This window comes from Bradyrhizobium sp. AS23.2 (genome assembly GCF_001908185.1).
Classification (GTDB): Bacteria; Pseudomonadota; Alphaproteobacteria; order Rhizobiales; family Xanthobacteraceae; genus Bradyrhizobium.
Map to the genome: position 1 here is coordinate 1 of NZ_LGHM01000092.1, position 24,684 is coordinate 24,684.

Consider the following 24,684-nt stretch of genomic DNA (forward strand, 5'->3'; position numbering starts at 1 on the left):
CGTTGCTGCGGCGGGGGAGGGCCGGCATCACGGCGGCCGGCGTCGGTGCGGAGGTCCTCCCGGGGCAGAGCCACGCGGATCAGCCGCTCGATATCGCGGAGATAGCTGAGCTCCTCGCCGCCGGCGACCAGCGAAATCGCGGTGCCGTCGGCGCCGGCGCGCGCGGTGCGGCCGATGCGGTGCACATAGGTCTCGGGCACGTTGGGCAGGTCGAAATTGATGACGTGGCTGATGCCGTCGACGTCGATGCCGCGGGCGGCGATGTCGGTGGCGACCAGGGTGCGGATCTCGCCGGAGCGGAACTGGGCGAGCGTGCGTTCGCGATGGTTCTGCGACTTGTTCCCATGGATGGCATTCGCGGCGATCCCGGCCTTGGCCAGCGTCTTCACCACCTTGTCGGCGCCGTGCTTGGTGCGGGTGAAGACCAGCGCGCGGTTGATCGGCTCGTCCTGCAGCAGCTTGGTCAGGAAGGCGGGCTTGGCCGAGAAGTCGACCTGGAGGATGCGCTGGTTGATGCGCTCGGCGGTCGAGGAGACCGGGGTGACCGCGACGCGGGCGGGATCACGCAGCATGGCGTCGGCGAGCTCGGCGATGTCCTTCGGCATGGTGGCCGAGAAGAACAGCGTCTGCCGCTTGATCGGCAGCTTGGCGACGATTTTGCGGATGTCGTTGATGAAGCCCATGTCGAGCATGCGGTCGGCCTCGTCGAGCACGAGGAACTCGACGCTTCCAAGCTTCAGCCCGTTGCTCTGCACGAGGTCGAGCAGGCGGCCTGGTGTCGCGACCAGGACCTCGACGCCCTGCATCAGCGAGCGGACCTGGCGGCCCATTGGAACGCCGCCGATGGCGAGCGTGGAGGACAGGCGGATGTGGCGGCCATAGGCGTTGAAACTGTCGAGGATCTGTCCGGACAGCTCGCGGGTGGGCGACAGCACCAGGACGCGGGTGGTCTTGGGCTGCGGCTTGATACGGTGCTCGAGCAGGCGGTGCAGGATCGGCAGCGCGAAGGATGCGGTCTTGCCGGTGCCGGTCTGGGCGATGCCGACGACGTCGCGGCCGGTCAACGCCAGCGGGATGGTCTGGGCCTGGATGGGGGTGGGGGTGACGTAGTTCTCTTCACGAAGAGCGCGCGCGATGGGTTCGGCGAGGCCGAAGTCCTGAAACGAAGTCAAAAGATGGGTTCTTTCCATGTCAAAAGCGGGCGCCCGACGCAGTCCGCGGGGCGCGCGCAAAAGGGTGTCGAGAAGACACCTGCGTGTTTGGGGTGTCGGATGGCTTGGTGAGATGGGGCAAGCCAGAGGCCCGAAAGGGCTTAAGAACACGCGGCTCGCTACGACCCCTTGATTCGCAAGAGGTCTCGCTGGGTCATATGGAACATCGAGGGGGCGCTTTCAAGGCAAGCTCGCCTCAAACGGCGATTGCGGTGCAAAAATAGTTGTGCCGGAAATTTAGACAGGAGCACAAGTTTGCTCAAAAAATGAACTGCTTGCCGCATTAGCATACATTCTATTCGCTCAAATTTTGAGCAGTTGGACCGCGGTCGAATTTAGATTGCGGCAAAATTGTCTATTCTGACCAATAGGTTGGCAGGTGCCCAGCCCATGGCATGGTTCTTGCGATTCCATTAATCGCAGGCGGCCGTGGGGGCCGTTTCGCAGCGTTTTTCACGCCTGCGTCAGGGAGATGATACACTCATGCCTACCAAATCCACTCGCGATATAGCGGCGTCATTTACCCGCCGCGGCGTGCTCGCCGCGACCGCCGGACTGATGCTCGGTCTGGCTTCCATTTCAGGTGCGAAGGCCGCGGACGACACCATCAAGGTCGGCGTCCTTCATTCTCTCTCGGGCACCATGGCCATCAGCGAAACCACGCTGAAGGACACCATCCTCTTCCTGATCGATGAGCAGAACAAGAAGGGCGGTGTGCTCGGCAAGAAGCTCGAGGCCGTCGTCGTCGACCCTGCTTCGAACTGGCCGCTGTTCGCCGAAAAGGCGCGCGAGCTGATCACCAAGGACAAGGTCGCGGTCGTGTTCGGCTGCTGGACCTCGGTGTCGCGCAAGTCGGTGCTCCCGGTGTTCAAGGAGCTGAACAACATCCTGTTTTACCCCGTGCAGTACGAGGGCGAGGAGAGCGAGCGCAACGTGTTCTACACGGGTGCGGCGCCGAACCAGCAGGCGATCCCGGCCGTCGACTACCTGATGAAGGAAGAGAAGGTGAAGCGCTGGGTGCTCGCAGGCACGGACTACGTCTATCCGCGCACCACCAACAAGATTCTGGAAGCCTATCTGAAGTCGAAGGGTGTCGCCCAGGAAGACATCATGATCAACTACACGCCGTTCGGACATTCCGACTGGCAGACGATCGTGGCCGACATCAAGAAGTTCGGCTCGGCCGGCAAGAAGACCGCGGTGGTCTCGACCATCAACGGCGACGCCAACGTTCCCTTCTACAAGGAGCTCGGCAACCAGGGCATCAAGGCGAAGGACATCCCGGTGGTCGCGTTCTCGGTGGGTGAGGAAGAGCTCGCCGGCATCGACACCAAACCGCTGGTCGGCCATCTCGCCGCCTGGAACTACTTCGAGTCGATCAAGACTCCCGCGAACGAGAAGTTCATCAAGGAGTGGCAGGCCTACACCAAGAACCCGAAGCGTGTGACCAACGACCCGATGGAAGCGCACGTGATCGGCTTCAACATGTGGGTGAAGGCCGTCGAGAAGGTGAAGTCGACCGATCCGGACAAGGTGATCGAAGCGCTTCCCGGGACCGAGGCGCCGAACCTGACCGGCGGCGTGTCGAAGATGCTGCCGAACCACCACATCACCAAGCCGGTGTTCATCGGCGAGATCAAGGGCAACGGGCAGTTCGACGTGGTCTGGAAGACCCCGGGTCTTGTCGCCGGCGATGCATGGTCGAAGGAGCTCGACGGCTCAAAGGACCTGATCGGCGACTGGGTCGGCAAGAAGTGCGGCAACTTCAACACCAAGACCAACAAGTGCCTCGGTTCGGGCTCCTGATCCGGATCTGACGGTTCATTGCACGACGGGAGAAGGCGACTATTCCGCCGCCTTCTCCACCACTTCTGCCGGGATGATTCACTGTGCCAACCAATTTGTCTGCCCGCTTCTGTACCTTTGTCCTCTCGTTGTTTCTGATCGCGTTCGCGCTGCCCGCCTTCGCCGGTCCGTTCGAGGATGCGGTCGCCAAATTCGCCAATGACGATTTTTCCGACACCGAAGAGGCGATCGGCGTGGTCGCGAGCAGCGGCAACACGCTGGCCTTTCCGATCATCAGCGCGCTCCAGGACGGCCGCCTCATGGCCGATCCGGACAGCAAGAAGGTTTACGTCACCGGAGCCGACGGCAAGTCGATCGATGCCGCGACCGGCCAGCCCGTGGCCAGCGTTCCCGACAGTGCGAGTGCGGTTCGTCTCAACAACCGCCTGCGCCGCAGCGTCGACGCTGCGCTCGGCAGCCTGACGCTCCAGTCGCCGAATCTCGGAACGCGGCTGCAGGCCGCGCAATCCGTCTTCAAGTCGCATGAAGAGACCGCGCTCGAGGCCGTCGACGGCGCGCTCGCCAAGGAAACCAACAAATCAGTCAGGGTGGCGCTGGGCGAAGCCCGCGCGGCGATCCTGTTGTTCAAGTCCGACGCCACCGAGGTCGAGAAGCTCGAGGCGGTCGCCACCCTCAAGGCGCGAGGTGACCAGGAGGCGCTGGCGCTGCTCACCGGCATGGGCGACCAGCCGGAGTCGGTGACCAAGGCTGCCGCGAGCGCGATTGGCTCGATCCAGAATTCGCTCGCGGTGTGGTCCACCGTGCAGAATGCCTGGTACGGCCTCTCGCTCGGCTCGGTGCTGCTGCTCGCCGCGATCGGGCTCGCCATCACCTTCGGCGTGATGGGCGTCATCAACATGGCGCATGGCGAAATGGTGATGCTGGGGGCCTACACCACCTTCGTGGTGCAGGAGGTCATCCGCACCCGCTTTCCCGGCCTGTTCGACTATTCGCTGTTCATAGCCGTGCCGCTGGCCTTCCTGGTGTCGGGCGCGATCGGCGTGCTGATCGAGCGCAGCATCATCCGCTTCCTCTACGGCCGCCCGCTGGAGACCCTGCTTGCGACCTGGGGCCTGTCGCTGGTGCTCCAGCAGGCCGTGCGCACCATGTTCGGTCCGACCAACCGCGAGGTCGGCAACCCCTCCTGGATGAGCGGCGCGTTCGAGCTCGGCCAGATCACCATCACCTATAACCGGCTGTGGATCCTCTGCTTCACGCTGGCGGTGTTCGCGATCCTGCTTGCGATGCTGCGCTACACCGCGCTCGGTCTCGAGATGCGTGCGGTGACACAGAACCGCCGCATGGCGGCCTCGATGGGCATCGCCACCTCGCGCGTTGACGCGCTCACCTTCGGTCTCGGCTCGGGTATCGCCGGCATCGCCGGCGTGGCGCTGTCGCAGATCGACAATGTCAGCCCAAATCTCGGTCAGAGCTACATCATCGACAGCTTCATGGTCGTGGTGTTCGGCGGCGTCGGCAATCTCTGGGGCACGCTGGTCGGCGCCTTCACGCTCGGCATCGCCAACAAGTTCCTGGAGCCGATCGCCGGCGCCGTGCTCGGCAAGATCGCCATCCTGGTTCTCATCATCCTGTTCATTCAAAAGCGGCCGCGCGGCCTGTTCGCGCTCAAGGGCCGTGCGGTGGAAGCATGACCCCCCACATGCTGACCCGATCGCTGGACCGTGGCGCGGCGATCTTCCTCGCCGTCGTCGCCGCCTGCGGCATCCTCATCCCGCTCTCGAACCTGCTGCTGCCCGCGGGGTCGTTCCTGCAGGTGCCGACCTATCTCGTCGCACTGTGGGGCAAGTATGTCTGCTACGCGATCCTGGCGCTCGCGATCGACCTGATCTGGGGCTATTGCGGTATCCTCTCGCTCGGCCACGGTGCGTTCTTCGCGCTCGGCGGCTACGCCATGGGCATGTACCTGATGCGGCAGATCGGCGCCCGCGGCGTCTACGGCAACCCGATCCTGCCGGATTTCATGGTGTTCCTGAACTGGCAGAAGCTGCCATGGTACTGGTACGGCTTCGATATGTTCTGGTTCGCGGCGCTGATGGTGCTGTTCGTGCCCGGCCTGCTCGCCTTCTGCTTCGGCTGGCTCGCCTTCCGCTCCCGCGTCACCGGCGTGTACCTGTCGATCATCACGCAGGCGATGACCTATGCGCTGCTGCTCGCCTTCTTCCGCAATGATTTCGGCTTCGGCGGGAACAACGGCCTGACCGACTTCAAGGACATCCTGGGCTTCAACGTCCAGGCCGAAGGCACCCGCGCTGCGCTGTTCGCACTGAGCTGTCTGGCGCTGATCGTCGGTTTCCTGATCTGCCGTTTCATCGTCTCGTCAAAGCTCGGCAAGGTCTTGATCGCGGTGCGTGATGCGGAATCGCGCACGCGCTTCCTCGGTTACCGCGTCGAGTCCTACAAGCTGTTCGTGTTCACGGTCTCGGCCTGCATGGCGGGCGTTGCTGGCGCGCTCTACGTGCCGCAGGTCGGCATTATCAATCCGAGCGAATTCGCGCCGGGCAATTCGATCGAGGCGGTGATCTGGGTCGCGGTCGGTGGTCGCGGCACGCTGGTCGGCGCGGCGCTCGGTGCCGTCGTCGTCAACTACGCAAAGACGTTCTTCACCTCCGGCGTGCTCGCGCCCTACTGGCTTTTCATGCTGGGTGCACTGTTCATCCTGGTGACGCTGCTGCTGCCGAAGGGCATCGTCGGCACCTTCATCGCCTGGTGGGAATCGTCGAACGAAAAACGCACCGCGGCGGCCATCGCGAGCGCGGCGGTCGAGGACGGCGTGGCCGAACCGAAGATGGTGGAGTAGGCGTAGATGAACGTCATGGACACCCGCGCGACTTCCGCGATGCTCTATCTCGACGGCGTGCACGTCTCCTTCGACGGCTTCCACGCCATCAACAATCTGTCGCTGACGCTCGCGCCCGGCGAGATGCGCGCGATCATCGGCCCGAACGGCGCCGGCAAGACCACGATGATGGACATCATCACCGGCAAGACCAAGCCGGACGAAGGTACGGTGCTGTTCGACGGCGTCACCGACCTGGCGCGCCTGGATGAGACCCGCATCGCCGAGCTCGGCATCGGCCGCAAATTCCAGAAGCCGACGGTGTTCGAGAGCCAGACCGTGCAGGACAACCTCCTGCTGGCGCTCAATGTCGATCACTCGGTGCGAGGCACGCTGTTCTGGCGCGGCAGCAAGGCGGAATCGGAGCGCATCGACAAGGTGCTGGAAACGATCCGTCTCACCGAGGCGCGCAACCGGCTGGCCGGCAGCCTCAGCCACGGTCAGAAGCAGTGGCTCGAGATTGGCATGCTGCTCGCACAGGATCCGAAACTCCTGCTAGTCGACGAGCCTGTCGCCGGCATGACCGACGTCGAGACGCACCTCACCGCCGAGCTGCTCAAGGAGATCAACAAGACCCACACCGTGATGGTCGTCGAGCACGACATGACGTTCGTGCGCGAGCTCGGCGTCAAGGTCACCTGCCTGCACGAAGGCACGGTACTGGCGGAAGGCACAATCGACCAGGTCTCGTCCAACGAGCGGGTCATCGAAGTCTATCTGGGACGCTGAGAGATGCTTGAGGTCAAGGATATCAACCTGTTCTACGGCGCGGCGCAGGCGCTGCGCGGCGTTTCGATCTCGGCCGAGCCCGGCAAGGTGACTTGTGTGCTCGGGCGCAACGGCGTCGGCAAGACTTCGCTCCTGCGCGCTATGGTCGGCCAGTATCCGATCTCCTCGGGCGCAATCGTGCTCGACGGCAGCGACATCACAGGCCTGAAGCCTTATGAGCGGGCGCGCAAGGGCATCGGCTTCGTGCCGCAGGGCCGAGAGATTTTTCCACTGCTGACGGTGGAGGAAAACCTGAAGACCGGCTTCGGCCCGCTCAAGCGCGAGGACAAGCACATTCCGGACGACGTGTTCTCGCTGTTCCCGGTGCTGCAATCCATGCTCGGTCGGCGCGGCGGCGATCTTTCCGGCGGCCAGCAGCAGCAACTCGCGATCGGGCGCGCGCTGGTGATGCGGCCGAAGCTGCTGCTCCTCGACGAGCCGACCGAAGGTATCCAGCCCTCGATCATCAAGGACATCGGCCGCGCCATCTCGTATTTGCGCAACCTCGGCAATATCGCCATCGTGCTGGTCGAACAATATCTCGACTTTGCCTGCGAACTCGGCGACAGTTTCGCCGTGATGGATCGCGGTGCGGTGAAATTCGCCTGCGACCGCTCCAATCTCGACGCGAGCGAAATCAGCCGCCAGATGGCGCTGTAAGCCAAGAAGCCGTAAACTACGAAATCTTGCCGCGACCGGCTGGGGAGGCGGATGCGCAGCGAACCTTCAGTCACGTCCACCGTATTCGAGGCCAACCGCGCCCGCGGCGCGGTGCGGTTCGACGTGCATGCGCGCGACGGCGTGACCCGGCGCGGCGTCTTGCATGAATCCGGCTCGCTGCGCGTGCGCTTTCCCTCGCCGGAAGATCAAGGTCTGTCCGGCGTGTTCGTCAACACCGCTGGTGGGGTCGCTGGCGGCGATCGCTTCGACATCGAGATCGCGGCGGCCGACGCCGCGCGCCTGACGCTGACGACGGCGGCGGCCGAGAAGGTCTACCGCGCCCCTGGTCCGGCGGCGCAGCTCAACATCGCACTGAAGATCGGTGCCGGCGCGCATCTGTCCTGGCTCCCGCAGGAGACCATCCTGTTCGACCGGGCGCGCGTGCAACGCCGCTTCGACATCGCGCTCGATGAAGCGGCCTCGCTCCTGCTCTGCGAGATCGTCGTGTTCGGCCGCACCGCCATGGGCGAGCGGATGGAGCAGGGCGAGTTCGTCGACCGCTGGCGTCTCTCCCGCGGCGGCAAGCTGGTCTTCGCAGAAACCGTCAGGCTCGATGGCAACATCGGCGCCAAACTTGCGCGATCGGCGGTCGCAAAGGGCGGCGCGGCAATCGGCACGGCGCTGATCGTTCCCGGCGACGAAGCTCTGGTCGAGCGCATCCGTGAGGCGTCGGAATCATTCTCCGGCGAGGTCGGGATATCCGCCTGGAATGGCTTTGCAATGGCGCGGTTCTGTGCCCAAGATGCGGCCCGCTTGCGCGCCGACATGATCGCCGTGCTGGCGCGCACCGGCGCGGCTTTGCCGCGGCTCTGGCTGAATTGATAACTGGCTGAATTGATGCGTTGAACGGAAGAGATTTCGCATGAACCTGTCTCCCCGCGAAAAGGACAAGCTTCTGATCTCGATGGCGGCCATCGTGGCGCGCCGCCGGCTCGACCGCGGCGTCAAGCTCAATCATCCGGAGGCGGTCGCGATCATCTCCGACTTCATCCTCGAAGGCGCGCGCGACGGCCGCACTGTCGCCGAGCTGATGCAATCCGGCGCGCAGGTGCTCACCCGCGACCAGGTGATGCCAGGCATCCCTGAAATGATCCACGACATCCAGGTCGAGGCGACGTTCCCGGACGGGACGAAGCTCGTCACCGTCCATGAACCGATCCGATAGTTCAAATTCGTCATTCCGGGGCGCCCGCAAGGCGAACCCGGAATCCAGAGATTGTTGATCGAGATTCTCAGATGCGCAATTGCGCATCATAGTTCGCGCCGAAGGCGCGCCCCGGAATGACGGAGGAAGACAGACATGATCCCCGGCGAACTCTTCATCCAGGACGGCGAGATCGAGCTCAATGCCGGCCGCAAGACCGTGACGCTGACGGTTGCCAACACCGGCGACCGACCGATCCAGGTCGGCTCGCACTACCATTTCTTCGAGACCAACCCCGCGCTGAAGTTCGACCGCAAGAAAGCCCGTGGCATGCGCCTCGATATCGCCGCCGGCACCGCCGTCCGCTTCGAGCCCGGCCAGACCCGCGACGTCCAGCTCGTCGCCATGGCCGGCAAGAAGACCATCTACGGTTTTCGTGGCGACGTGATGGGGAAGCTGTGAGGCATGCTGTCGGCCATCCGCCTCATCTCCGAAGCTGCCGATCTCGCCGCGCGCCGGCACAACGGCATGGCGCGCAAGGGGCGGGGCAGTGAGCCCTACATCAATCATCTCGCGGAGGTGGCGAATCTGCTTGCGACAGCGACGGATGGCGCGGATGCCGAGCTCGTCGCAGCCGGTTGGCTGCACGATACGATCGAGGACACCGACGCCACGCGCGAGGAGCTCGCTCAGAAATTCTCCGAGCGCGTCGCCTCCTTGGTGGTTGAGTGCACCGACGATATGAGCCTGCCGAAGCCGGAGCGGCGGCGGCGACAGATCGTCGATGCGTCAAAGAAGTCGGCCGGCGCCAAGCTGATCAAGATCGCTGACAAGATCAGCAACATCGGCGCGCGCATTCATTCCGATCCGACCACTGAAGAGCGCGACGATCTCGTCGACTACACCGGCTGGGCCGAGCAAGTGGTCGCGGGTTGCCGCGGCGGGAATTCATGGCTCGATCAGACATTCGACGATGCGGTGCAACGAGCGAGGGCCTCGCTGTGAGCCCTCACACAACATTCAAACGCAAATGGGGCTTGTGATGTCCGTCAAGATGAAGCGTTCCGTCTATGCCGACATGTTCGGGCCCACCACCGGGGACAAGGTCAGGCTCGCCGACACCGATCTCATCATCGAGGTCGAGAAGGACTTCACCACCTACGGCGAAGAGGTGAAGTTCGGTGGCGGCAAGGTGATTCGCGACGGCATGGGTCAGTCGCAGGTCACCAACAAGCAGGGCGCGGCCGACACCGTCATCACCAATGCGCTCATCGTCGATCACTGGGGCATCGTGAAGGCCGACGTCGCCATCAAAGACGGCATGATTTCGGCGATCGGCAAGGCCGGCAATCCTGACATCCAGCCTGGCGTGACCATCGTCATCGGTCCTGGCACCGACGTGATCGCGGGCGAAGGCAAGATCCTCACCGCCGGCGGCTTCGACAGCCACATCCATTTCATCTGCCCGCAACAGATCGAGCACGCGCTGATGAGCGGCGTCACCTCGATGCTGGGCGGCGGCACCGGCCCGTCGCACGGCACGTTTGCGACCACTTGCACGCCCGGCCCATGGCATATTGCCCGGATGATCCAGTCGTTCGACGCATTCCCCGTCAATCTCGGCATCTCTGGCAAGGGCAACGCCTCGCGGCCTGCCGCGCTGATCGAGATGGTCAAGGCCGGCGCCTGTGCGCTGAAGCTGCATGAGGACTGGGGCACGACGCCGGCGGCGATCGACAACTGCCTGTCGGTTGCCGACGATCACGACATCCAGGTGATGATTCACACCGACACGCTGAACGAATCCGGCTTCGTCGAGGATACGATCAAGGCGTTCAAGGGCCGCACCATCCACGCCTTCCACACCGAGGGCGCCGGCGGCGGCCACGCCCCCGACATCATCAAGGTCGCCGGCCTGAAGAACGTGCTGCCGTCCTCGACCAACCCGACGCGCCCCTTCACGCGCAACACCATCGACGAGCATCTCGACATGCTGATGGTGTGCCACCACCTCGATCCCTCGATTGCGGAAGACCTGGCGTTCGCGGAAAGCCGCATCCGCAAGGAGACCATCGCCGCCGAGGACATTCTGCACGATCTCGGCGCGCTCTCGATGATGTCCTCGGACTCCCAGGCCATGGGCCGCCTCGGCGAAGTCATCATCCGGACATGGCAGACCGCCGACAAGATGAAGAAGCAGCGCGGGTCGCTGCCGCAGGACCAGGGCAAGGACAGCGACAATTTCCGCGTGAAGCGCTACATCGCAAAGTACACGATCAATCCCGCGATTGCCCATGGCGTGTCGAAGCTGATCGGCTCGGTGGAGAAGGGCAAGCTCGCCGACCTCGTGCTGTGGTCGCCGGCCTTCTTCGGCGTCAAGCCGGACTGTATCGTCAAGGGCGGCACGATTGTCGCCGCTCCGATGGGTGATCCCAACGCCTCGATCCCGACGCCGCAGCCGGTACACTATCGGCCGATGTTCGGCGCCTTCGGCAAGGCGCGCACGGCATCCTCCGTCGTCTTCACCTCGAAGGCCGCGGTCACCGGCGGGCTGGCGCGCAAGCTCGGCATCGACAAGAAGCTCTATGCCGTCCAGAACACCCGCGGCAAGATCTCGAAGAAGAGCATGATCCACAACGACGCCACGCCCAACATCGAGGTCGATCCGGAGACCTATGAGGTGCGGGCCGACGGCGAGCTGCTCACCTGTGCCCCCGCCGAGGTGCTACCGATGGCGCAGCGATATTTCATGTACTGAAATAGCGTCTCGACGCATGTCCCAAGAGCATGTCCCAAGAGCATGTCCCGGGTGCATGCCCGGGGGCGGCTTTTCCGGTTTTGCTTCGATCCCGGCTGGTCTAATGTCCCGCCCGGTATCTTAACCTAGAAGAAAAGCCGGGAGGATTTCTCGTGATCTACGTCGTTGCCACCCTGACCATCAAGCCCGAAACTCGCGCCGAGTTCATTGCAGCCGCCACCGCCTGCATCAAGGAGACGCGGAAAGAGCCCGGCAATATCGCCTATGACCTGCATGAGAGCGTCACCGATCCGGCCAAGATGGTGTTCGTCGAGCAGTGGGAAAATGCCGAGGCTCTGGTGCCGCACCGTGCCATGGAGCATATGAAGACGTTTGGCCGCGTCGCGGTGAAGTGCTTTACGGCGCCGCCGAAGATCGAAGTGATCACGCCGGAGAAGGTCGACGTCCGCTAAGCAAGAAGAGGGAACAATCCCATGATCTATGTCATCGCCACCACGCCCATGAAGCCGGAAAATAAGGACGACTTCATCAGGGGGCACAAGGCCTGCACCGTCGAGACGCTCAAGGAGAAGGGCTGTCTCTCCTATGACGGTCATGTCAGTGTCAACAATCCGAACCTCTATGTGGTGGTCGAGCGCTGGGAGACCCGCGAGGACCTCAACGCACATGCGAGGGCGCCGCATATGAAGGTGTGGCGGGAGTATTCCGCGCAGATGAAGACCGCGCCGACGGTGATCGAGATCATCAGCGACGGCAAGGTCGAGAAGATCTGAGGAATGACGCACATGATCCGGGCAACTCAGGTCAAGGGGCAACACCGCTTCACGGAAGCGCCGGCGGACACGGTCGTGCTCGATTTCGACGATCGGCACCGTCGTCGTATGGCCATGACGGGGACGCGGGGTCTCGAATTCCTGCTCGACCTGGAAAACGCCGTTGCGCTCCGCGGCGGCGATGCACTGGTGCTGGAGGACGGCCGGCTGGTCGAAGTGGTTGCGGCGCCCGAGCCGCTGCTCGAGATCCGCGGCCGCGATCCGCACCACCTCATCCGTGTCGGCTGGCACCTCGGCAATCGTCATCTGCCGACACAGATCATGGCCAAGAGCCTGCGCATTCGCCGCGATCACGTCATCGAGGCCATGGTCAAGGGCCTTGGTGCGCGCGTGATCGAGATCGAGGCGCCGTTCGATCCCGAAGGTGGCGCCTATGCCGATGCGGGTCACGCGCACGGGCACGATGACCATGGCCATCACGATCACGGGCATCACCACCACGATCACCATGATCATCACGGCCATGAGCCCCACCATCATGATCATGCCGCGCATGATCATGGGCACGATCACCACCATCATCACGACGAGCATTGCGACCATCCTGACCATCACCACGGCCACAAGCATGCTCGTGACCACAAATGAGCTGGGCAGCGCCGGTAACCTGGCCGAGCGCGAGGCGGCGGCGCTGTACCGGCTGATGACGTGGCTGTCGCCGGCGTTTCCGGTCGGCGGCTTCTCTTATTCCAGTGGCATCGAGTGGGCGGTCGAGGCGGGCGACATCACTGACATCGCGACGCTCGCCGACTGGCTCGACGCGATGCTCGGCGACGGTTCGGGCTTTTGCGATGCGACCTTCCTGGTCCACGCCTTTCGCGCCGCGGAGGCGGGCGAGGAGGCCACTTTAAGCGATATCGCTGAACTCGCTGCGGCCTTCGTGCCGTCGCGCGAGCGGCAGCTCGAGACGACATCGCAGGGGCGCGCCTTCGTCGATATCGCGCGTGCCGCGTGGGATGCCGACGGGCTGGATGCCATGATCGCGGCGTGCAGCACGCCACTGGTCTATCCTGTGGCGGTCGGCGTCGTTGCCGCGATGCACGGCGTGCCACTGGCGCCGACGCTGCACGCGTTCCTGCATGCGCTGGTCTCGAACTGGATTTCCGCGGCCAGCCGGCTCATTCCGCTCGGCCAGACCGACAGTCAGCGCGTGCTGGTGAGGCTGGAAGCAGCCGTCGCCGCGACTGCAGATCGTGCGCTGAATGCGACATTGGACGATCTCGGCGGCGCTACGTTTCGCGCCGACCTCGCCAGCCTGCGGCACGAGACGCAATATACGCGGCTGTTTCGCTCGTGAGCAGTGCGGCATTTAACCAGTCGTCGTCCCAGCCCTGCCCGGGACGACGTTAAGAGAGAGCCAGCGACATGTCGAATTCTCACGGCCCCCTGCGTGTTGGTGTTGGCGGCCCCGTCGGATCGGGCAAGACTGCGCTGATGGACCTGCTCTGCAAGACCATGCGCGAGCACTACGACATCGCCGCGATCACCAACGACATCTACACCAAATGGGATGCGGAATTCCTTGTGCGCTCGGGCTCGCTGACGCCGGACCGCATCGCCGGCGTCGAGACCGGCGGCTGCCCGCACACCGCGATCCGCGAGGACGCATCGATGAATCTGGCCGCGGTGGCGGACATGCGCGCCAAGTTTCCCGGGCTTGACCTCGTTCTGATCGAATCCGGCGGCGACAATCTCGCTGCCACTTTTTCCCCGGAGCTCGCCGACCTCACCATTTACGTCATCGACGTGGCGGCCGGCGACAAGATCCCGTCCAAGGGCGGCCCCGGCATCACCCGGTCCGACCTCCTGGTCATCAACAAGATCGATCTTGCGCCCCATGTCGGCGCCTCCCTCGAGAAGATGGACACAGACGCCAGGCGCATGCGCGGCGAGCGTCCCTTCGTCATGACCAACCTGAAGAAGGGCGAGGGGCTCGACCGCATCGTCGGCTTCATCGAGGCCAAAGGCGGCCTGAAACGGGCAGGCTGACGGGCGCGGCGACGTGGCGCAGGCGCTTTCCGCTATTAACACCTGGGGCAGAGCCGCGACCTGCGGAACAAATCTCGGGCACGGCGATTAACTACCTTCGGTGCCCGGAGCAAAGCCGTTCTGGTCAGACCATCGGCCGGGCGTATTAAGCTTTACAGGCGACCCAAGTTGCGTAGCGATGCCTCCTCCGCCATTATCTCCGCCACTGGGGTTCACCCTGTTTCGGCACACGGCCGTTCAAGCGGCGTTCATATGCTCCGTGTTTATTGCCGACCTGCTGCTTCCACCTGAGTAGTCGCGTGGTCCGGCTGGGTTTCATCATCGGCTTCATCGCTCTGCTCGGGGCTCTGCTCTCCGGGCTTGCGGCCTATCGCGTCCACGACCAGGAGCTGGCGCTGGACCGGATCGCGCTGGCGCGCGCGATCGACGTTCACGCGAGCCTCGTCCAGGACCGGCTTACCGAGCGCGAGCTGCTTGCACGTGTCGCCTCAGGCCTATTCCGCGCGCCGTCGGTGATCAAGCCGAACATGCTGGAGCCGCTGCGCTCGGCCATTTATGCCTTCAAGACCGATTTCGTGGTGGCCGGGTGGATCGCCCGGCTCAGGCCGAACGAGCTTGCGGCAGCTCAGGCCGTGATTGCCGGGGCCGGATTCCCGAATCCGCAAATCCGTTCTTACGACGACAAGCCGATCGATCCTGCCAGCGTGACCCAGCCGATCGACGTGCTGATGGACCTCGAGCCGCGCAGCAACGAGACCAAGGCGCTGGCCGGTCGAAGCTATGACCAGGACCAGGTTCGCGGCGCCATGTTGACGCGTGCCCGGGTTGAGAAGCGGTCGGTTGCCTCCGATCCGGTTGACCTGCTGCGCGGCGTCGGGCCGGTCGGCATCATCCTGGCCGCTCCTGTCATTCCCGAAGGGGCAACGGAGCCGGCCGGCTTCGTCACCTTTTCCTACGAACTCGCCTCGCTGATGCTGACCAACGACGACTTGTCGCTGTTTGCGGTCGCGCTGAAGGATCCGCGCAGGGAGGGCGGTGAGCTCGTCGCCAACGATCAGGGCGTGGTCTCGGCACGCATGACGTCGGCAGATGGGCCGGCGCCGTCGGCGACGCGCACGGTGAGCTTCGGTGGTCGTGACTGGCAGCTCGGCTATTACGCGAAGACCAATTCGGCGCGGCGTGCGGAGCAGACCGCGATCATCGTTGGCGCGATCGGTTTTGCCATCACTGCCATGGTGTGCGGCCTGTTCGGCTATGTCGCCTACAACAATCTGCGACTCAGCCGGGAAATCCAGGTGCGGATCGGCTTCGAGCGGCGGCTGACGGCTGTGATCGACGAACTCAACCATCGGGTCAAGAACATCCTGGCGGTGATCCAGTCGATCGTGACGCGCACCTTGCGCCACGGCTCGGACATCGACGTCGCGCGCGAGCTGCTGATCGGCCGCATCCACGCCATGTCCAACGTGGTGTCGCTGCTCAGCGAGAGCCAGTGGCAGGGTGTCAAGCTGAAGGGCCTGTTCGAGGCGCGCGCCATCCCGCATGCCGATCGCATCGCCGTCACCGGCCCGGATATCGCAGTCAGTGCACGCGCCGCACAGAGTCTGTCGCTGCTGTTCTTCGAGCTCGCCTCGCATTCGGACGAAGGATTGTCGCTGGTCGGCAAGCATCCACACATCACTGCGATCTGGACGGTGACGGGGGGAGGCGCCCGACGATGTCTTCCATTTCCGCTGGGAGGAATTCAACACCAGCGAGGCGACGCGCCGGCCCGATTCGGATTTCGGCCTGATCCTGCTCGACCGCGTCGCGCCCGAGGCGCTCGGCGGCACGGCCAAGCGCTACTTTACCGACGTCTCCTATGTCTACGAGCTGATCGCGCCGATGGAGACGGTGGTCGACATGACAGAGCGCGACCGCACGGACAGAATCTCGGCGCCAGTGAGGCCTGTGCGATAGCCATCGCGCTTCCGGAGCGTTTTCGAGCAGAGCGGATACCGGTTCGCGTAAAGAAAACGCATCAAAATAAGAATATAGAGCCCCGTTCCGATTCCATCGGAAGGGAAATGGGCTCTAGCCGTTCGGTCGCAACACCAGGTCGACCAGATTGCGCGCGTAGGCCGGCGTGATCGGGGTTATGCCAAAGACGTAGCGGTAGAACAGGCTGCCATAGATCGCGTCGTAGAGATCCTCGGGCGGTCCCTCAGCCAGAATGCCGCCGTCTTTCTGGCCTTCGGCAATCATGTCCACCAGCGCGTCGCGGCGGAATTGCAGATAGCGCGCGTAGAACAGCTCTGCTGAGCCGGTCTTCGAGATGCATTCGGAAATGACGGCGAGCTGCACCTTGCCGAATTCGCCCTGGAGTGCATCGGCATAGGCCGCGGCATGGCGGCGCGCGCGCGCCGCGGGCGTGCCGGAACTCGCGGGCGGAAGCGGCAGCATTTGCGCGGCATGATGCAGGAAGGCGTCGATCAGCAGCGCTTCCCGCGACGGCCACCATTTGTAGATCGTCATCTTGGAGACGCTGGAGTGGCGCGCGACAGCGTCGATGGTGGTGGCGGCAAGGCCGGTGGCCGCCATCAGCGCATAGGCGCTTTCGAGAATGGCGTTGCTGGTCTCGATCGACCTCGGACGGCCGCGCCGGGGCGCGCCATCCGCCCCTTCACCCCCGCTTTTCGCCATCACCACGTCCGGTCTCCTCGTGCAGAAGCAACCTTGCTTCGCATAGCGCAGCCACAGCGCCGGGCCTAGCGGAATCGCGAAGAGCCGGGCAGCTCAAGCGCTTTCGAGCGAAGTGGAGACCGGTTCGCGTAAGGAAAACGCGTCAGAACAAGAGTCTGGAGCCCCGTTCCGATTCCATCGGAACGGAGGTGGCTCTAGGCCTGCTGTCGCAGCGCCGCAGGCAGGTCCTGCCGCTTCGACCAGGTGATGTAATAGGCGACCGCTGTCATCGCCGCGAAGCCAACGAGGCTCACCGCGATCTGCATCACCACCAGGTTCGGCCCGGTGATCAGAATGAGATGGCCGGCGAACGACAGGAACACGGCGATACAAAATACAGCGAGCCATTCCTCGCCGCATGTGATCACAGCCTGCAGCGGCCGCCATTTCAGTCCGGGATGATCGGCCGGAATGAGATGGGTTGCGATGAAGGCGAGCGCGAGGAAATGGACCACGCGATGGGGCGCGAGGTTTTCCTTGTCGGTCGGTGTGATGCTGTTGAGGATAAAGTCCGGCAAGGAGGCGGACAACGCCGGCGAATGGCGCATCAAGGTGACGGCCAGCGCGAATACGAGATAGGCACCTGCGAGGATCCGCAGCCAGGACATGCCGTGCAGCGCACGTCCGGGTGCGCCGGTTACGGCGAACCAGCCGCCCAGCACCATCAGCATCTGCCAGCACAGCGGATTGAAGGTCCATTCCTGGTCCGGGTAGACCCGGAAATTCCAGTCGAACCAGCGCGCCGCAACGTACAGCGCGATCGATGCTGCCAGCGTCAGGTTCGGCCGTCGCAGCAGCCCCCATAGCGCGAACGGAAAGAACGCCATCAGCGGGATCATCAGTTGCAGCAGGTCGAGGTTCAGCGGCTCTTCCTGGAGCACGAGGCCACTGACCAGGATACGCAGCGGGTGCTCGAGGATGCCTGAGATGTTGTATTCGTGGATGATCTCCGGCGCCATCGATTGCGAGGCGACATAGGCGATGGTGTCGATATAGATCACGAACAGCACGACATAGGCGGCGTAAAGCCGCCAGACGCGGCGAAAGATGCGCGTTGCGGCGACCACGTAGCCGCGCTCCAGCGCCATCCTGCCGTGGATGATGGCGACACCATAACCCACCACGAAGACGAAGAGATCAGCAGCACCGCTGAAGCCGAAATTTCGCAGCGTCAGCAGGTTGACGACGTTGTTCGGGATATGGTCGACGAAAACCGACCAGTTGGCGATGCCGAGCGTCAGATACAGCCTGGCGTCGTGATGGAATGCGGCGAGGTTCGCCTTGACGGACGGTTTCATCACGGAAAATGACTTTTGGAATCAGGGGCGCTGCTTTTAGCGGCAACCGCCTGCCTATCCGAGTAGCGTTTGCGTGAATGGGGCCGGATCGCCTTGGCTGACGAAAAATTGCGCAAGGCCAGCCCCTGAATTTCCAAGAACTCACGCGTCCGCGCGGGGGCGCAACTTTCTTAACGCGCTTGTCCCCGTTACTCGGCAGGCTCGGCCGATGCCTCGTCGGATGCGCCGGCGCGGCTCGCCATGATCCCGAGCGCGACGCCTCCAATCGCCAGGATCGGCAGCAGCCGCTTAACCCCGATGGCACGAACGATCTGGAGCCCTGTGGCGAGCAGCATGGGGTCGGTAAGCATGCTCTGTGCCGCCGACTTCGCGGCGCGTTCGGCTGCGATCTTGGCTCGTTTCTGTGCCTCCCGCTTGTAGCCCCAATAGATGCCAGCCACGGTGAGTGTCAGCAGGAAGAAGATGCCGGCGCCGGCAAGGCAGGCCTGCACTGGGCCGTATTTTTCGAGAACCGAGATGAAGGCGGCGGCACAAAGGAAGCATGTGGTGATGAACAGCGCGAATGCGGCGCCCGCGGCCAGGGAGGTCAGCCGGACCGTCGTACCAGTGGATGCACTGATGCTATCGATGATGCGCTGAAACATGGCCTTGCTCCTCAAATCCCCACAAGCCAACATCGGCGGTGCCGCAGCGCCGCCGTCTCAATATTCGTTCCGCGATCTTACCGGCGCCAGGCGATGCCGATCAGGAAGCCGATGCCGAGCGCGAGCCCGACGGTGGCGAGCGGTCGCTGCGTGATGGCGTCTTCCAGCGTCTCTTCGATCGAACCATAGGCGTCCTGCGCCGCTCCCATCATCGCGCTGCCGCGCTCCGACATGTCGTCGATCGCGGAATCCATGTTCTCGCGGGCCTGGCGATAGCCGCGGCGGGCCTGCTTGCTGGTGGAATTGGCAAAGGTGTTGAGCGCGTCAGTGATCTGATCGGTGAGGGCGGCGATGTCGCTTTTCACGGCTGCTACATCCTTCTCGAGGCGTTCTCTGGTGGCTTTGTCGGTCCAGTCTCTCATCCCGGCTTCGGCATTGCTCGTCGACATCTGGGGCTCCGAATTGTTGGCGGCTGGATAGCCGGAAAACGTTTCGTCTTCGGGTAAGTTCCGTTTGCGGAAAACGGTCAGGCCTGCGGCAGCTGCGGCGAATTCTCCGGCATCAGATGCTCCTTCAGGATCAGCCCGACGATCAGCAGCGGCGACGACAGGAACGCGCCCATCGGTCCCCATAGCCAGGTCCAGAAGGCCAGCGCGATGAAGACGGCGAGGGCATTCAGGGCCAGCCGGCGGCCGATGATGGTCGGCGTGACAAAGTGCCCTTCCATGAAGGTGATGCCGCCGAAGGCGAGCGCCGCCATCAGTCCGCCGCCGAGGGTCGGGAAGGCGACGAGCCCCACCACGACCAGGACGACGAACATCGCGACCGGTCCGATGATCGGGATGAAGTTGAGCCCAGCCGCGAGCGCGCCGAGTCCGGCCGGATTCGGCATGCCGGTGAGCGCGCAGACGATGCCGGTTGCGACACCCACGCCGATATTGATGACAGTCACCGTCAAAAGGTAGTTGCCGAGATGAACCTCGATCTCGTTGAGGATCCGCAGCGTGCGCAGCCGCGCATCGCGATCGCTGAACGTCATGATCAGCGCCCGCCGCAGGTCGCGCCAGCTTGCGATGAAGAGGATCAGGGTGACGAAGAACAGCAGGAATTCGGCGAAGGTCGGCGACAGGAATTCCAGCGTGGGCTGCACCCATTCGAATTTCGGCAGCTGGAAGCTTGGCAGCCCCTCCGAGCCGCCCACCATGGTTTGCAGCTCCCGCCACAGCGCAAGCGGGCGGTCGAACACGTGCAGCTTGTCCTTCAACTGCGCGCCCAGCTCGGGCAGGCGTGAGCTCCACTCCATCGCGGGCGCGGCAATCAGCGCGACCACGAAGGCGACGACCGTGGTCACCGCGACCACGATCAGGACCGCTCCGACCGCACGCGGCACGCGCCGTCGCTCCAGGAAGGATGCGGCCGGCGATAGCATGGTACCGGCGACAATGGCCATCACGACCGGGAGGAAGAACGCCTTGGCGACGTAGAGCACCGCGATCACGGCGATCAGGAGCAGGCCGGCGAGCGCGAAGGCGACGAACTCGGTGCGGCGGATTACCGGCGGCAGCTCGGCATGGCTGTCGGGAAGCGGGTCGCTTTCGTTGCTGACGGAAATCAGACGTTCGCTGGGAAGGACGCGCACAATATCTCTCCCGCACGGAGGCCTGAGATCCGCGCGCCCATTGATGACCGGAAAACGCGCGAGCCAGCCGTAGGTTCCATCGCGGCTTCGTGAAGAGCTCCTCGCTTGACTGTGACGTCACTGCCGCAGACTGCGCCGGAACTTGAGTTGGCCCAGCGGCGTTTGTTGGCAAGCCGCATCACCCAGATGCACCCATCCCACGGGGCAGCACATGACAAAGTTCTCTGCAGTCCGTCGCAGCTTCTCGCCGCGCGCCGTCAGCGCTTTTGCCTTCGCCACCGCCCTGCTTGCCGTACCCTTCGGCACCGCAAGCGCGCAGACGCTCCTCGGCTACGCGCCGATGCAGCGGCAGGCCTATTCGCAGGACCTGGGTTATTCGCAAGGCTATGCACAAGGCTATGTGAGTGAAGCGCCGCGGGCGGCCGATGCGGATGCCCAGCTGCCCGACCGGTTGCGCAAGCAGATCGTCAGCTTCGACCGGAGCGAGCCCGCCGGCACTATCGTGATCGATACCGGCAATACCTATCTCTATTATGTGCTCGGCAATGGCCGCGCGATCCGTTACGGCGTCGGCGTCGGCCGCGAGGGCTTCACCTGGGCGGGCGTGCAGAGCGTCAGCCGGAAGGCGGAATGGCCGGACTGGCAACCGCCGGCCCAGATGATCGCGCGCCAGCCTTATCTGCCACGCTTTGTCGCCGGCGGCCCCGGCAACCCGCTCGGCGCGCGGGCGATGTATCTCGGCTCGAGCGAATACCGCATCCACGGAACCAATGATCCAACCACGATCGGCAAGTTCGTCTCGTCCGGCTGCATCCGCATGACCAATGAGGACGTCACCGACCTGTTCAACCGAGTCAATATCGGCGCCAAGGTGGTGGTACTGCCGAAGAATGCCCCGTTGATGGCGAAAGGCGGCGACCCCGTGCGCAAGCGCCCGGCCGTGACGACCCTGCCTTCGGCTCCGCAGGCGCTGAACGTCTCGACGTCGGCGGTGAACTGAGAGTTGAGTGAGGTCATATGAAGAAGCGTTCGATCAGCAAACTGGCCGGTGGCGCGGCGGCGATGCTTGCCGTTGCTTCCCTCGGCCTCGCGCTGACGCCGTCGGCGCATGCGGAGGATTTCTTCTCGGCGCTGTTCGGTGGCTTCCGGATGCGGCCGCCGCCGGAGATCCGGATGCCGTTCCCCAACGACGACATGCCGCGCTATGACGCGCCACGCCAGCGGGCCTCCTATGGCGGTGGCACCGCCTATTGCGTGCGCGGTTGCGACGGTCGCTACTTCCCGGCGCAAGGAGCCGATGCCGAAAGCAAGGCGGAATCCTGCAAGAGCTTCTGCCCGGCTTCGGAAACCTCGCTGGTCTATGGCCGCAATATCGACGACGCCACGACCGATAACGGAAAATCCTATTCCGACCTGCCCAACGCCTTCCGCTATCGCAACGAGATCGTCGCGGGTTGCACTTGCAACGGCAAGGATCCGGTCGGGCTTGCGCAAGTTAAGGTCGAAGACGATCCCACCTTGCGCAAGGGCGACATCGTCGCGGGCGCGGATGGCCTGGTGGTCGCTAACCGCAACGCGAATGACCGCCGCGGCGTCGCGATGAACTTCTCCCCGCTCCCGGAATCGCTCCGTGCCAAATTCCGTCATGTGCCGGTGGTCGCGAAGGAGTAGGAGCCGGGCATTGGCTGAGTTACCGCGCTAGCAGCGCAACAAAGATTGTCGTCCCGGACAAGCGGAGCGCCGATGCGGGACCCATAACCACAGGAAGTGGTTTGGGGCTAGCTGATGGTTGCCAGCCTTCGCCTTGCTTCTTCCTGTGGTTATGGGTCCTGGCGCCCGTGCGCAATTGTGCGCTAGGGCCGGGACGACACCGAGCGTGTAGCGCCTGCGTGCCCTACGCCGCGCGGATTTTGCCCAGGAAGCCGCCGACCTGCTCGCCGAGCTGGCGACTCTGGGTTTCCAGCGTTTCCGACGCCTGCTTGACGTTCTCCGCCGCACCGGCCGCGGTGTCGGCATCGGCCTTCACGCCGGTGATGTTGTCCGAGACGTTCTTGGTGCCTTGCGCCGCGTATTGCGTGCTGCGGGTGATTTCCTGGGTTGCCGCGCCCTGCTCCTGCACGGCGGCGGCGATGGCGGTGGCGACTTCATTGACCTCGCCGATGATGCCGCCGATCGCCTGGATCGCATTGATGGCATCGCCTGCGACCCTCTGGATGTCGGCGATCTGCTCGGAGATGTCGTCCGTCGCCTTCGCGGTCTGGCTCGCCAGCGACTTCACCTCGGAGGCGACTACGGCAAAGCCGCGGCCGGCCTCGCCGGCGCGCGCGGCCTCGATCGTGGCATTCAATGCAAGAAGGTTGGTCTGCGCCGCGATGGTGTTGATCAGGCCGACGACTTCGCCGATGCGGTTGGCCGAGTTCGCGAGGCCCTGGACGGTGCCGTCGGTGTCGCGCGCCTGGTTGACGGCGCGGCTGGCGATTCCTGCGGCGTGAGCGGCCTGCTGACTGATGTCGTTGATCGAGGCGCTCAGTTCCTCGGCCGCCGAGGCCACGCTGTCCACGCTCATCGAGGCATCGCCCGAGGCCTTGCCGGCGATCTGCACCCGCTCATTGGTCTGGCGTGAGACCGCGGAGAGTTCCGAGGCAGTCTTGCTCATTTCGCTGGAGGCCTGGCTCAACTGCGCGAGGGTCTCGCGCACCAGGCCCTCGAATTCTCCGATGGAGGCCTCGATCGTGCGCTGGCGCACCGCGGCGCCTGCGTTGTGTTCGCGTTCCTGGGCCTCGATCTGCAGCTTGTCGGTGGCCTGCTGCTTGAAGGTTTCAAGAGCGCCTGCAAGCGCGCCGATCTCGTCCTTGCGGTCGAGATAGCCGCTGTCGACGGCGAGGTCGCCGCCGGCGACCTTGAGCATGGCGTCGCGGATGTTGTGCAGCGGGCGGATGACGCGGCGTGTGACCGTGAGCATCGCCCCGACGGTCAGAAGCGCGGCGAAGACCAGCATGGCGATCTGGACTGCGAGCGCGCGGCTCGCCGCCGCGTACTGAACCGCAGCATAGTCACGCGCCTCGTCGAGCGCGCGCTCGGCCACCGTCACCGCCGTGCCCATGCGCTGCGATGTCAGCTGCGTCCACTGGTCCGCGGTCATGTCGGTCTTCGACCCCACCACGATCTGGTCAATCAGCCGGTCACGGAGGGCAAGATAGTCGGCGTTGAAATAGGCGGCCTTGGCAGCGTTCATCGCGTTGGAGAGCTCCGGCGACAGCTTCATGCCGAGCGTCGCGGAATCGAGCCCGCTCCAGGCGTTCTCGATGGCGCCGACGAATTTGGTGTAGGTCTGCTGCGCTTCCAGCGGCAGGCTGCCGGTCGCCACCAGTCCGGTCGAAACCAGGTCTGAGGCCTCTCCGGCGGTATTGCGCAACAGCCAGGCCGCCTGCTTGATCGACAGCAACTGGTCGATCAGTGGATCGTTGTGATTGACGACCCCCGTCAGGTGCGCAGAGATCTCCTCCAGCGTCGCGAGCAGCACGCCGGTCTGGTCCGTGTAGTCCTTCGACAAGGCCGCCCGCCGCGCCTTTTTCGGCTTGCGCATCTCGTCCCAGGCCTCACTCTGGAGCGTCACCAGCTTGTCGACCTGCTGGTTCAGATTGCCGAGCAGGGTGGTCTGCTCGGCGAACGGGATCGAGGGCAGCAGCGCCGCGGTGGCGCGGATCGCCGGCATCTCGGCGTCGTGGATGCCGCGGAGGAATTTCTCGATCCCCGGCGACACCGGCGCTTCGCCGTTCAGGACGCGGGGCGTCGAGGATCGATCGGTGCGGAGGTTGTGCATCGCCTTGAACGCGTTCGCGGAGGCCTCGGCTACGGCCGCGATGTGTCCGGTCCCACGCAGCCGCTCCCAGGACTGCCAGGCGCTCGTCACCAGCAGCGCCACCACGCAAGCCGCGAGAAGAGCGATGACGGACTGCAGCAGCGCCGAAACGGTCACACGTCGAAGCATGATGAATCCCCCCGAATCCGTCATATTTCCCAAAAAGGAATAAACAGAGTTGAAACGCCCGCGGGGTTCGCGTTGACGGAGGCCTGCGGCGAGGGCGCTGAATGGCAGGCGTTAACGGATCGTTACCGCCGTGCTGTCCCCGGCGTCGTCCCGAAAATTTCAGGCAGCCAGCGGGGGCTGTAGAAATGCGGAAGTACCGGAAATTGTAAGGGGTTGCCTGGCAGGAACCGGCGCCGGAGGTGGGCGTTAGCACAGCATTGGAAATT

The 24,684-nt window shown here is 64.0% G+C and carries 24 protein-coding genes and 1 pseudogene; 18 read left to right on the forward strand and 7 right to left on the reverse strand.

From position 1 onward, the window contains the following. The coding region (locus AC630_RS20130) for a DEAD/DEAH box helicase (RefSeq protein ID WP_074120265.1) at positions 1 to 1,190 on the reverse strand (1,190 nt) is incomplete at its 3' end. Positions 1,191 to 1,694: 504 nt separating this feature from the next. On the opposite strand from AC630_RS20130, the gene urtA reads away from it, so the two are divergent. The 16 genes and pseudogenes from urtA (at position 1,695) to AC630_RS20210 (ending at position 16,084) form a co-directional block, all read left to right on the forward strand. Beyond that, the gene (gene urtA / locus AC630_RS20135; RefSeq protein WP_074120218.1) at positions 1,695 to 3,017 is read left to right on the forward strand and encodes an urea ABC transporter substrate-binding protein; all 1,323 of its coding nucleotides are present in this window, start codon (positions 1,695 to 1,697) and stop codon (positions 3,015 to 3,017) included. Between the two features lie 83 nt (positions 3,018 to 3,100). Then, positions 3,101 to 4,708 (forward strand): urea ABC transporter permease subunit UrtB, encoded by a 1,608-nt coding sequence (gene urtB / locus AC630_RS20140; RefSeq protein WP_074120219.1) that lies wholly within the window; start codon positions 3,101 to 3,103, stop codon positions 4,706 to 4,708. Further along, the gene (gene urtC / locus AC630_RS20145; RefSeq protein WP_074120220.1) at positions 4,705 to 5,874 is read left to right on the forward strand and encodes an urea ABC transporter permease subunit UrtC; all 1,170 of its coding nucleotides are present in this window, start codon (positions 4,705 to 4,707) and stop codon (positions 5,872 to 5,874) included. The genes urtB and urtC overlap by 4 nt, the downstream gene beginning before the upstream one ends. Before the next feature lie 6 nt (positions 5,875 to 5,880). Beyond that, entirely contained in the window at positions 5,881 to 6,642 is a 762-nt protein-coding gene (gene urtD / locus AC630_RS20150) for an urea ABC transporter ATP-binding protein UrtD (RefSeq protein WP_074120221.1), read from the forward strand. Positions 6,643 to 6,645: 3 nt separating this feature from the next. Then, the gene (urtE, locus tag AC630_RS20155; protein WP_074120222.1) at positions 6,646 to 7,341 is read left to right on the forward strand and encodes an urea ABC transporter ATP-binding subunit UrtE; all 696 of its coding nucleotides are present in this window, start codon (positions 6,646 to 6,648) and stop codon (positions 7,339 to 7,341) included. Between the two features lie 51 nt (positions 7,342 to 7,392). Further along, complete coding sequence (locus AC630_RS20160; RefSeq protein WP_074120223.1) at positions 7,393 to 8,223, forward strand: urease accessory protein UreD; 831 nt, start codon at positions 7,393 to 7,395, stop codon at positions 8,221 to 8,223. Between the two features lie 40 nt (positions 8,224 to 8,263). Next, a complete protein-coding gene (locus AC630_RS20165) occupies positions 8,264 to 8,566 on the forward strand; it encodes an urease subunit gamma (protein ID WP_027553946.1) in 303 nt (100 codons plus the stop codon). Between the two features lie 135 nt (positions 8,567 to 8,701). Continuing rightward, positions 8,702 to 9,007, forward strand: coding sequence for an urease subunit beta (locus tag AC630_RS20170; protein WP_026202067.1), 306 nt, complete (start codon positions 8,702 to 8,704; stop codon positions 9,005 to 9,007). A gap of 3 nt (positions 9,008 to 9,010) precedes the next feature. Beyond that, on the forward strand, positions 9,011 to 9,550 hold the full coding sequence (locus AC630_RS20175; protein WP_074120224.1) for an HD domain-containing protein: 540 nt from the start codon (positions 9,011 to 9,013) through the stop codon (positions 9,548 to 9,550). Positions 9,551 to 9,587: 37 nt separating this feature from the next. After that, the gene (gene ureC / locus AC630_RS20180; protein ID WP_074120225.1) at positions 9,588 to 11,303 is read left to right on the forward strand and encodes an urease subunit alpha; all 1,716 of its coding nucleotides are present in this window, start codon (positions 9,588 to 9,590) and stop codon (positions 11,301 to 11,303) included. A 152-nt stretch (positions 11,304 to 11,455) separates the two neighbouring features. Next, on the forward strand, positions 11,456 to 11,755 hold the full coding sequence (locus AC630_RS20185; protein ID WP_074120226.1) for a putative quinol monooxygenase: 300 nt from the start codon (positions 11,456 to 11,458) through the stop codon (positions 11,753 to 11,755). A 21-nt stretch (positions 11,756 to 11,776) separates the two neighbouring features. Beyond that, positions 11,777 to 12,076, forward strand: a complete 300-nt coding sequence (locus tag AC630_RS20190; RefSeq protein ID WP_074120227.1) for a putative quinol monooxygenase — start codon at positions 11,777 to 11,779, stop codon at positions 12,074 to 12,076. 12 nt (positions 12,077 to 12,088) lie between these two features. Next, the gene (locus AC630_RS20195) at positions 12,089 to 12,724 is read left to right on the forward strand and encodes an urease accessory protein UreE (protein ID WP_074120266.1); all 636 of its coding nucleotides are present in this window, start codon (positions 12,089 to 12,091) and stop codon (positions 12,722 to 12,724) included. Continuing rightward, complete coding sequence (locus tag AC630_RS20200; RefSeq protein ID WP_074120228.1) at positions 12,705 to 13,433, forward strand: urease accessory protein UreF; 729 nt, start codon at positions 12,705 to 12,707, stop codon at positions 13,431 to 13,433. The genes AC630_RS20195 and AC630_RS20200 overlap by 20 nt, the downstream gene beginning before the upstream one ends. A gap of 68 nt (positions 13,434 to 13,501) precedes the next feature. Further along, positions 13,502 to 14,125, forward strand: coding sequence for an urease accessory protein UreG (ureG, locus tag AC630_RS20205; protein ID WP_074120229.1), 624 nt, complete (start codon positions 13,502 to 13,504; stop codon positions 14,123 to 14,125). 299 nt (positions 14,126 to 14,424) lie between these two features. Next, positions 14,425 to 16,084: pseudogene (locus AC630_RS20210) on the forward strand (CHASE domain-containing protein). Between the two features lie 114 nt (positions 16,085 to 16,198). Here AC630_RS20210 and AC630_RS20215 read toward each other — a convergent pair. The 5 genes from AC630_RS20215 to AC630_RS20235 all read right to left on the reverse strand — a co-directional run bounded on the left by AC630_RS20215 (position 16,199) and on the right by AC630_RS20235 (position 20,427). Beyond that, the gene (locus AC630_RS20215; RefSeq protein ID WP_074120230.1) at positions 16,199 to 16,807 is read right to left on the reverse strand and encodes a TetR/AcrR family transcriptional regulator; all 609 of its coding nucleotides are present in this window, start codon (positions 16,805 to 16,807) and stop codon (positions 16,199 to 16,201) included. A gap of 194 nt (positions 16,808 to 17,001) precedes the next feature. Further along, on the reverse strand, positions 17,002 to 18,144 hold the full coding sequence (locus AC630_RS20220; RefSeq protein WP_074120231.1) for an OpgC domain-containing protein: 1,143 nt from the start codon (positions 18,142 to 18,144) through the stop codon (positions 17,002 to 17,004). A gap of 188 nt (positions 18,145 to 18,332) precedes the next feature. Continuing rightward, a complete protein-coding gene (locus tag AC630_RS20225; RefSeq protein WP_074120232.1) occupies positions 18,333 to 18,788 on the reverse strand; it encodes a hypothetical protein in 456 nt (151 codons plus the stop codon). Between the two features lie 77 nt (positions 18,789 to 18,865). Then, positions 18,866 to 19,237, reverse strand: coding sequence for an ElaB/YgaM/YqjD family protein (locus AC630_RS20230; RefSeq protein ID WP_074120233.1), 372 nt, complete (start codon positions 19,235 to 19,237; stop codon positions 18,866 to 18,868). A 77-nt stretch (positions 19,238 to 19,314) separates the two neighbouring features. Next, positions 19,315 to 20,427, reverse strand: a complete 1,113-nt coding sequence (locus AC630_RS20235; RefSeq protein ID WP_074120234.1) for an AI-2E family transporter — start codon at positions 20,425 to 20,427, stop codon at positions 19,315 to 19,317. Between the two features lie 211 nt (positions 20,428 to 20,638). On the opposite strand from AC630_RS20235, the gene AC630_RS20240 reads away from it, so the two are divergent. Further along, entirely contained in the window at positions 20,639 to 21,427 is a 789-nt protein-coding gene (locus AC630_RS20240) for a L,D-transpeptidase (RefSeq protein ID WP_074120235.1), read from the forward strand. Positions 21,428 to 21,444: 17 nt separating this feature from the next. Continuing rightward, positions 21,445 to 22,098 carry a DUF2865 domain-containing protein gene (locus AC630_RS20245; RefSeq protein WP_074120236.1) on the forward strand — a complete coding sequence of 218 codons (654 nt, stop codon included), beginning with the start codon at positions 21,445 to 21,447 and terminating at the stop codon, positions 22,096 to 22,098. Positions 22,099 to 22,321: 223 nt separating this feature from the next. On the opposite strand, the gene AC630_RS20250 is transcribed toward AC630_RS20245, so the two are convergent. Beyond that, positions 22,322 to 24,418 (reverse strand): methyl-accepting chemotaxis protein, encoded by a 2,097-nt coding sequence (locus AC630_RS20250; RefSeq protein ID WP_074120267.1) that lies wholly within the window; start codon positions 24,416 to 24,418, stop codon positions 22,322 to 22,324. Positions 24,419 to 24,684 lie beyond the last annotated feature (266 nt).

Coding starts and splice junctions, on each gene's coding strand:
- urtA (WP_074120218.1), top strand. CDS start 1,695: ATGCCTACCAAATCCACTCGCGATATAGCGGCGTCATTTACCCGCCGC.
- urtC (WP_074120220.1), top strand. CDS start 4,705: ATGACCCCCCACATGCTGACCCGATCGCTGGACCGTGGCGCGGCGATC.
- urtD (WP_074120221.1), top strand. CDS start 5,881: ATGAACGTCATGGACACCCGCGCGACTTCCGCGATGCTCTATCTCGAC.
- urtE (WP_074120222.1), top strand. CDS start 6,646: ATGCTTGAGGTCAAGGATATCAACCTGTTCTACGGCGCGGCGCAGGCG.
- AC630_RS20160 (WP_074120223.1), top strand. CDS start 7,393: ATGCGCAGCGAACCTTCAGTCACGTCCACCGTATTCGAGGCCAACCGC.
- AC630_RS20165 (WP_027553946.1), top strand. CDS start 8,264: ATGAACCTGTCTCCCCGCGAAAAGGACAAGCTTCTGATCTCGATGGCG.
- AC630_RS20170 (WP_026202067.1), top strand. CDS start 8,702: ATGATCCCCGGCGAACTCTTCATCCAGGACGGCGAGATCGAGCTCAAT.
- AC630_RS20175 (WP_074120224.1), top strand. CDS start 9,011: ATGCTGTCGGCCATCCGCCTCATCTCCGAAGCTGCCGATCTCGCCGCG.
- ureC (WP_074120225.1), top strand. CDS start 9,588: ATGTCCGTCAAGATGAAGCGTTCCGTCTATGCCGACATGTTCGGGCCC.
- AC630_RS20190 (WP_074120227.1), top strand. CDS start 11,777: ATGATCTATGTCATCGCCACCACGCCCATGAAGCCGGAAAATAAGGAC.
- AC630_RS20195 (WP_074120266.1), top strand. CDS start 12,089: ATGATCCGGGCAACTCAGGTCAAGGGGCAACACCGCTTCACGGAAGCG.
- AC630_RS20200 (WP_074120228.1), top strand. CDS start 12,705: ATGCTCGTGACCACAAATGAGCTGGGCAGCGCCGGTAACCTGGCCGAG.
- ureG (WP_074120229.1), top strand. CDS start 13,502: ATGTCGAATTCTCACGGCCCCCTGCGTGTTGGTGTTGGCGGCCCCGTC.
- AC630_RS20215 (WP_074120230.1), bottom strand. CDS start 16,807: ATGGCGAAAAGCGGGGGTGAAGGGGCGGATGGCGCGCCCCGGCGCGGC.
- AC630_RS20220 (WP_074120231.1), bottom strand. CDS start 18,144: ATGAAACCGTCCGTCAAGGCGAACCTCGCCGCATTCCATCACGACGCC.
- AC630_RS20225 (WP_074120232.1), bottom strand. CDS start 18,788: ATGTTTCAGCGCATCATCGATAGCATCAGTGCATCCACTGGTACGACG.
- AC630_RS20230 (WP_074120233.1), bottom strand. CDS start 19,237: ATGTCGACGAGCAATGCCGAAGCCGGGATGAGAGACTGGACCGACAAA.
- AC630_RS20240 (WP_074120235.1), top strand. CDS start 20,639: ATGACAAAGTTCTCTGCAGTCCGTCGCAGCTTCTCGCCGCGCGCCGTC.
- AC630_RS20245 (WP_074120236.1), top strand. CDS start 21,445: ATGAAGAAGCGTTCGATCAGCAAACTGGCCGGTGGCGCGGCGGCGATG.
- AC630_RS20250 (WP_074120267.1), bottom strand. CDS start 24,418: ATGCTTCGACGTGTGACCGTTTCGGCGCTGCTGCAGTCCGTCATCGCT.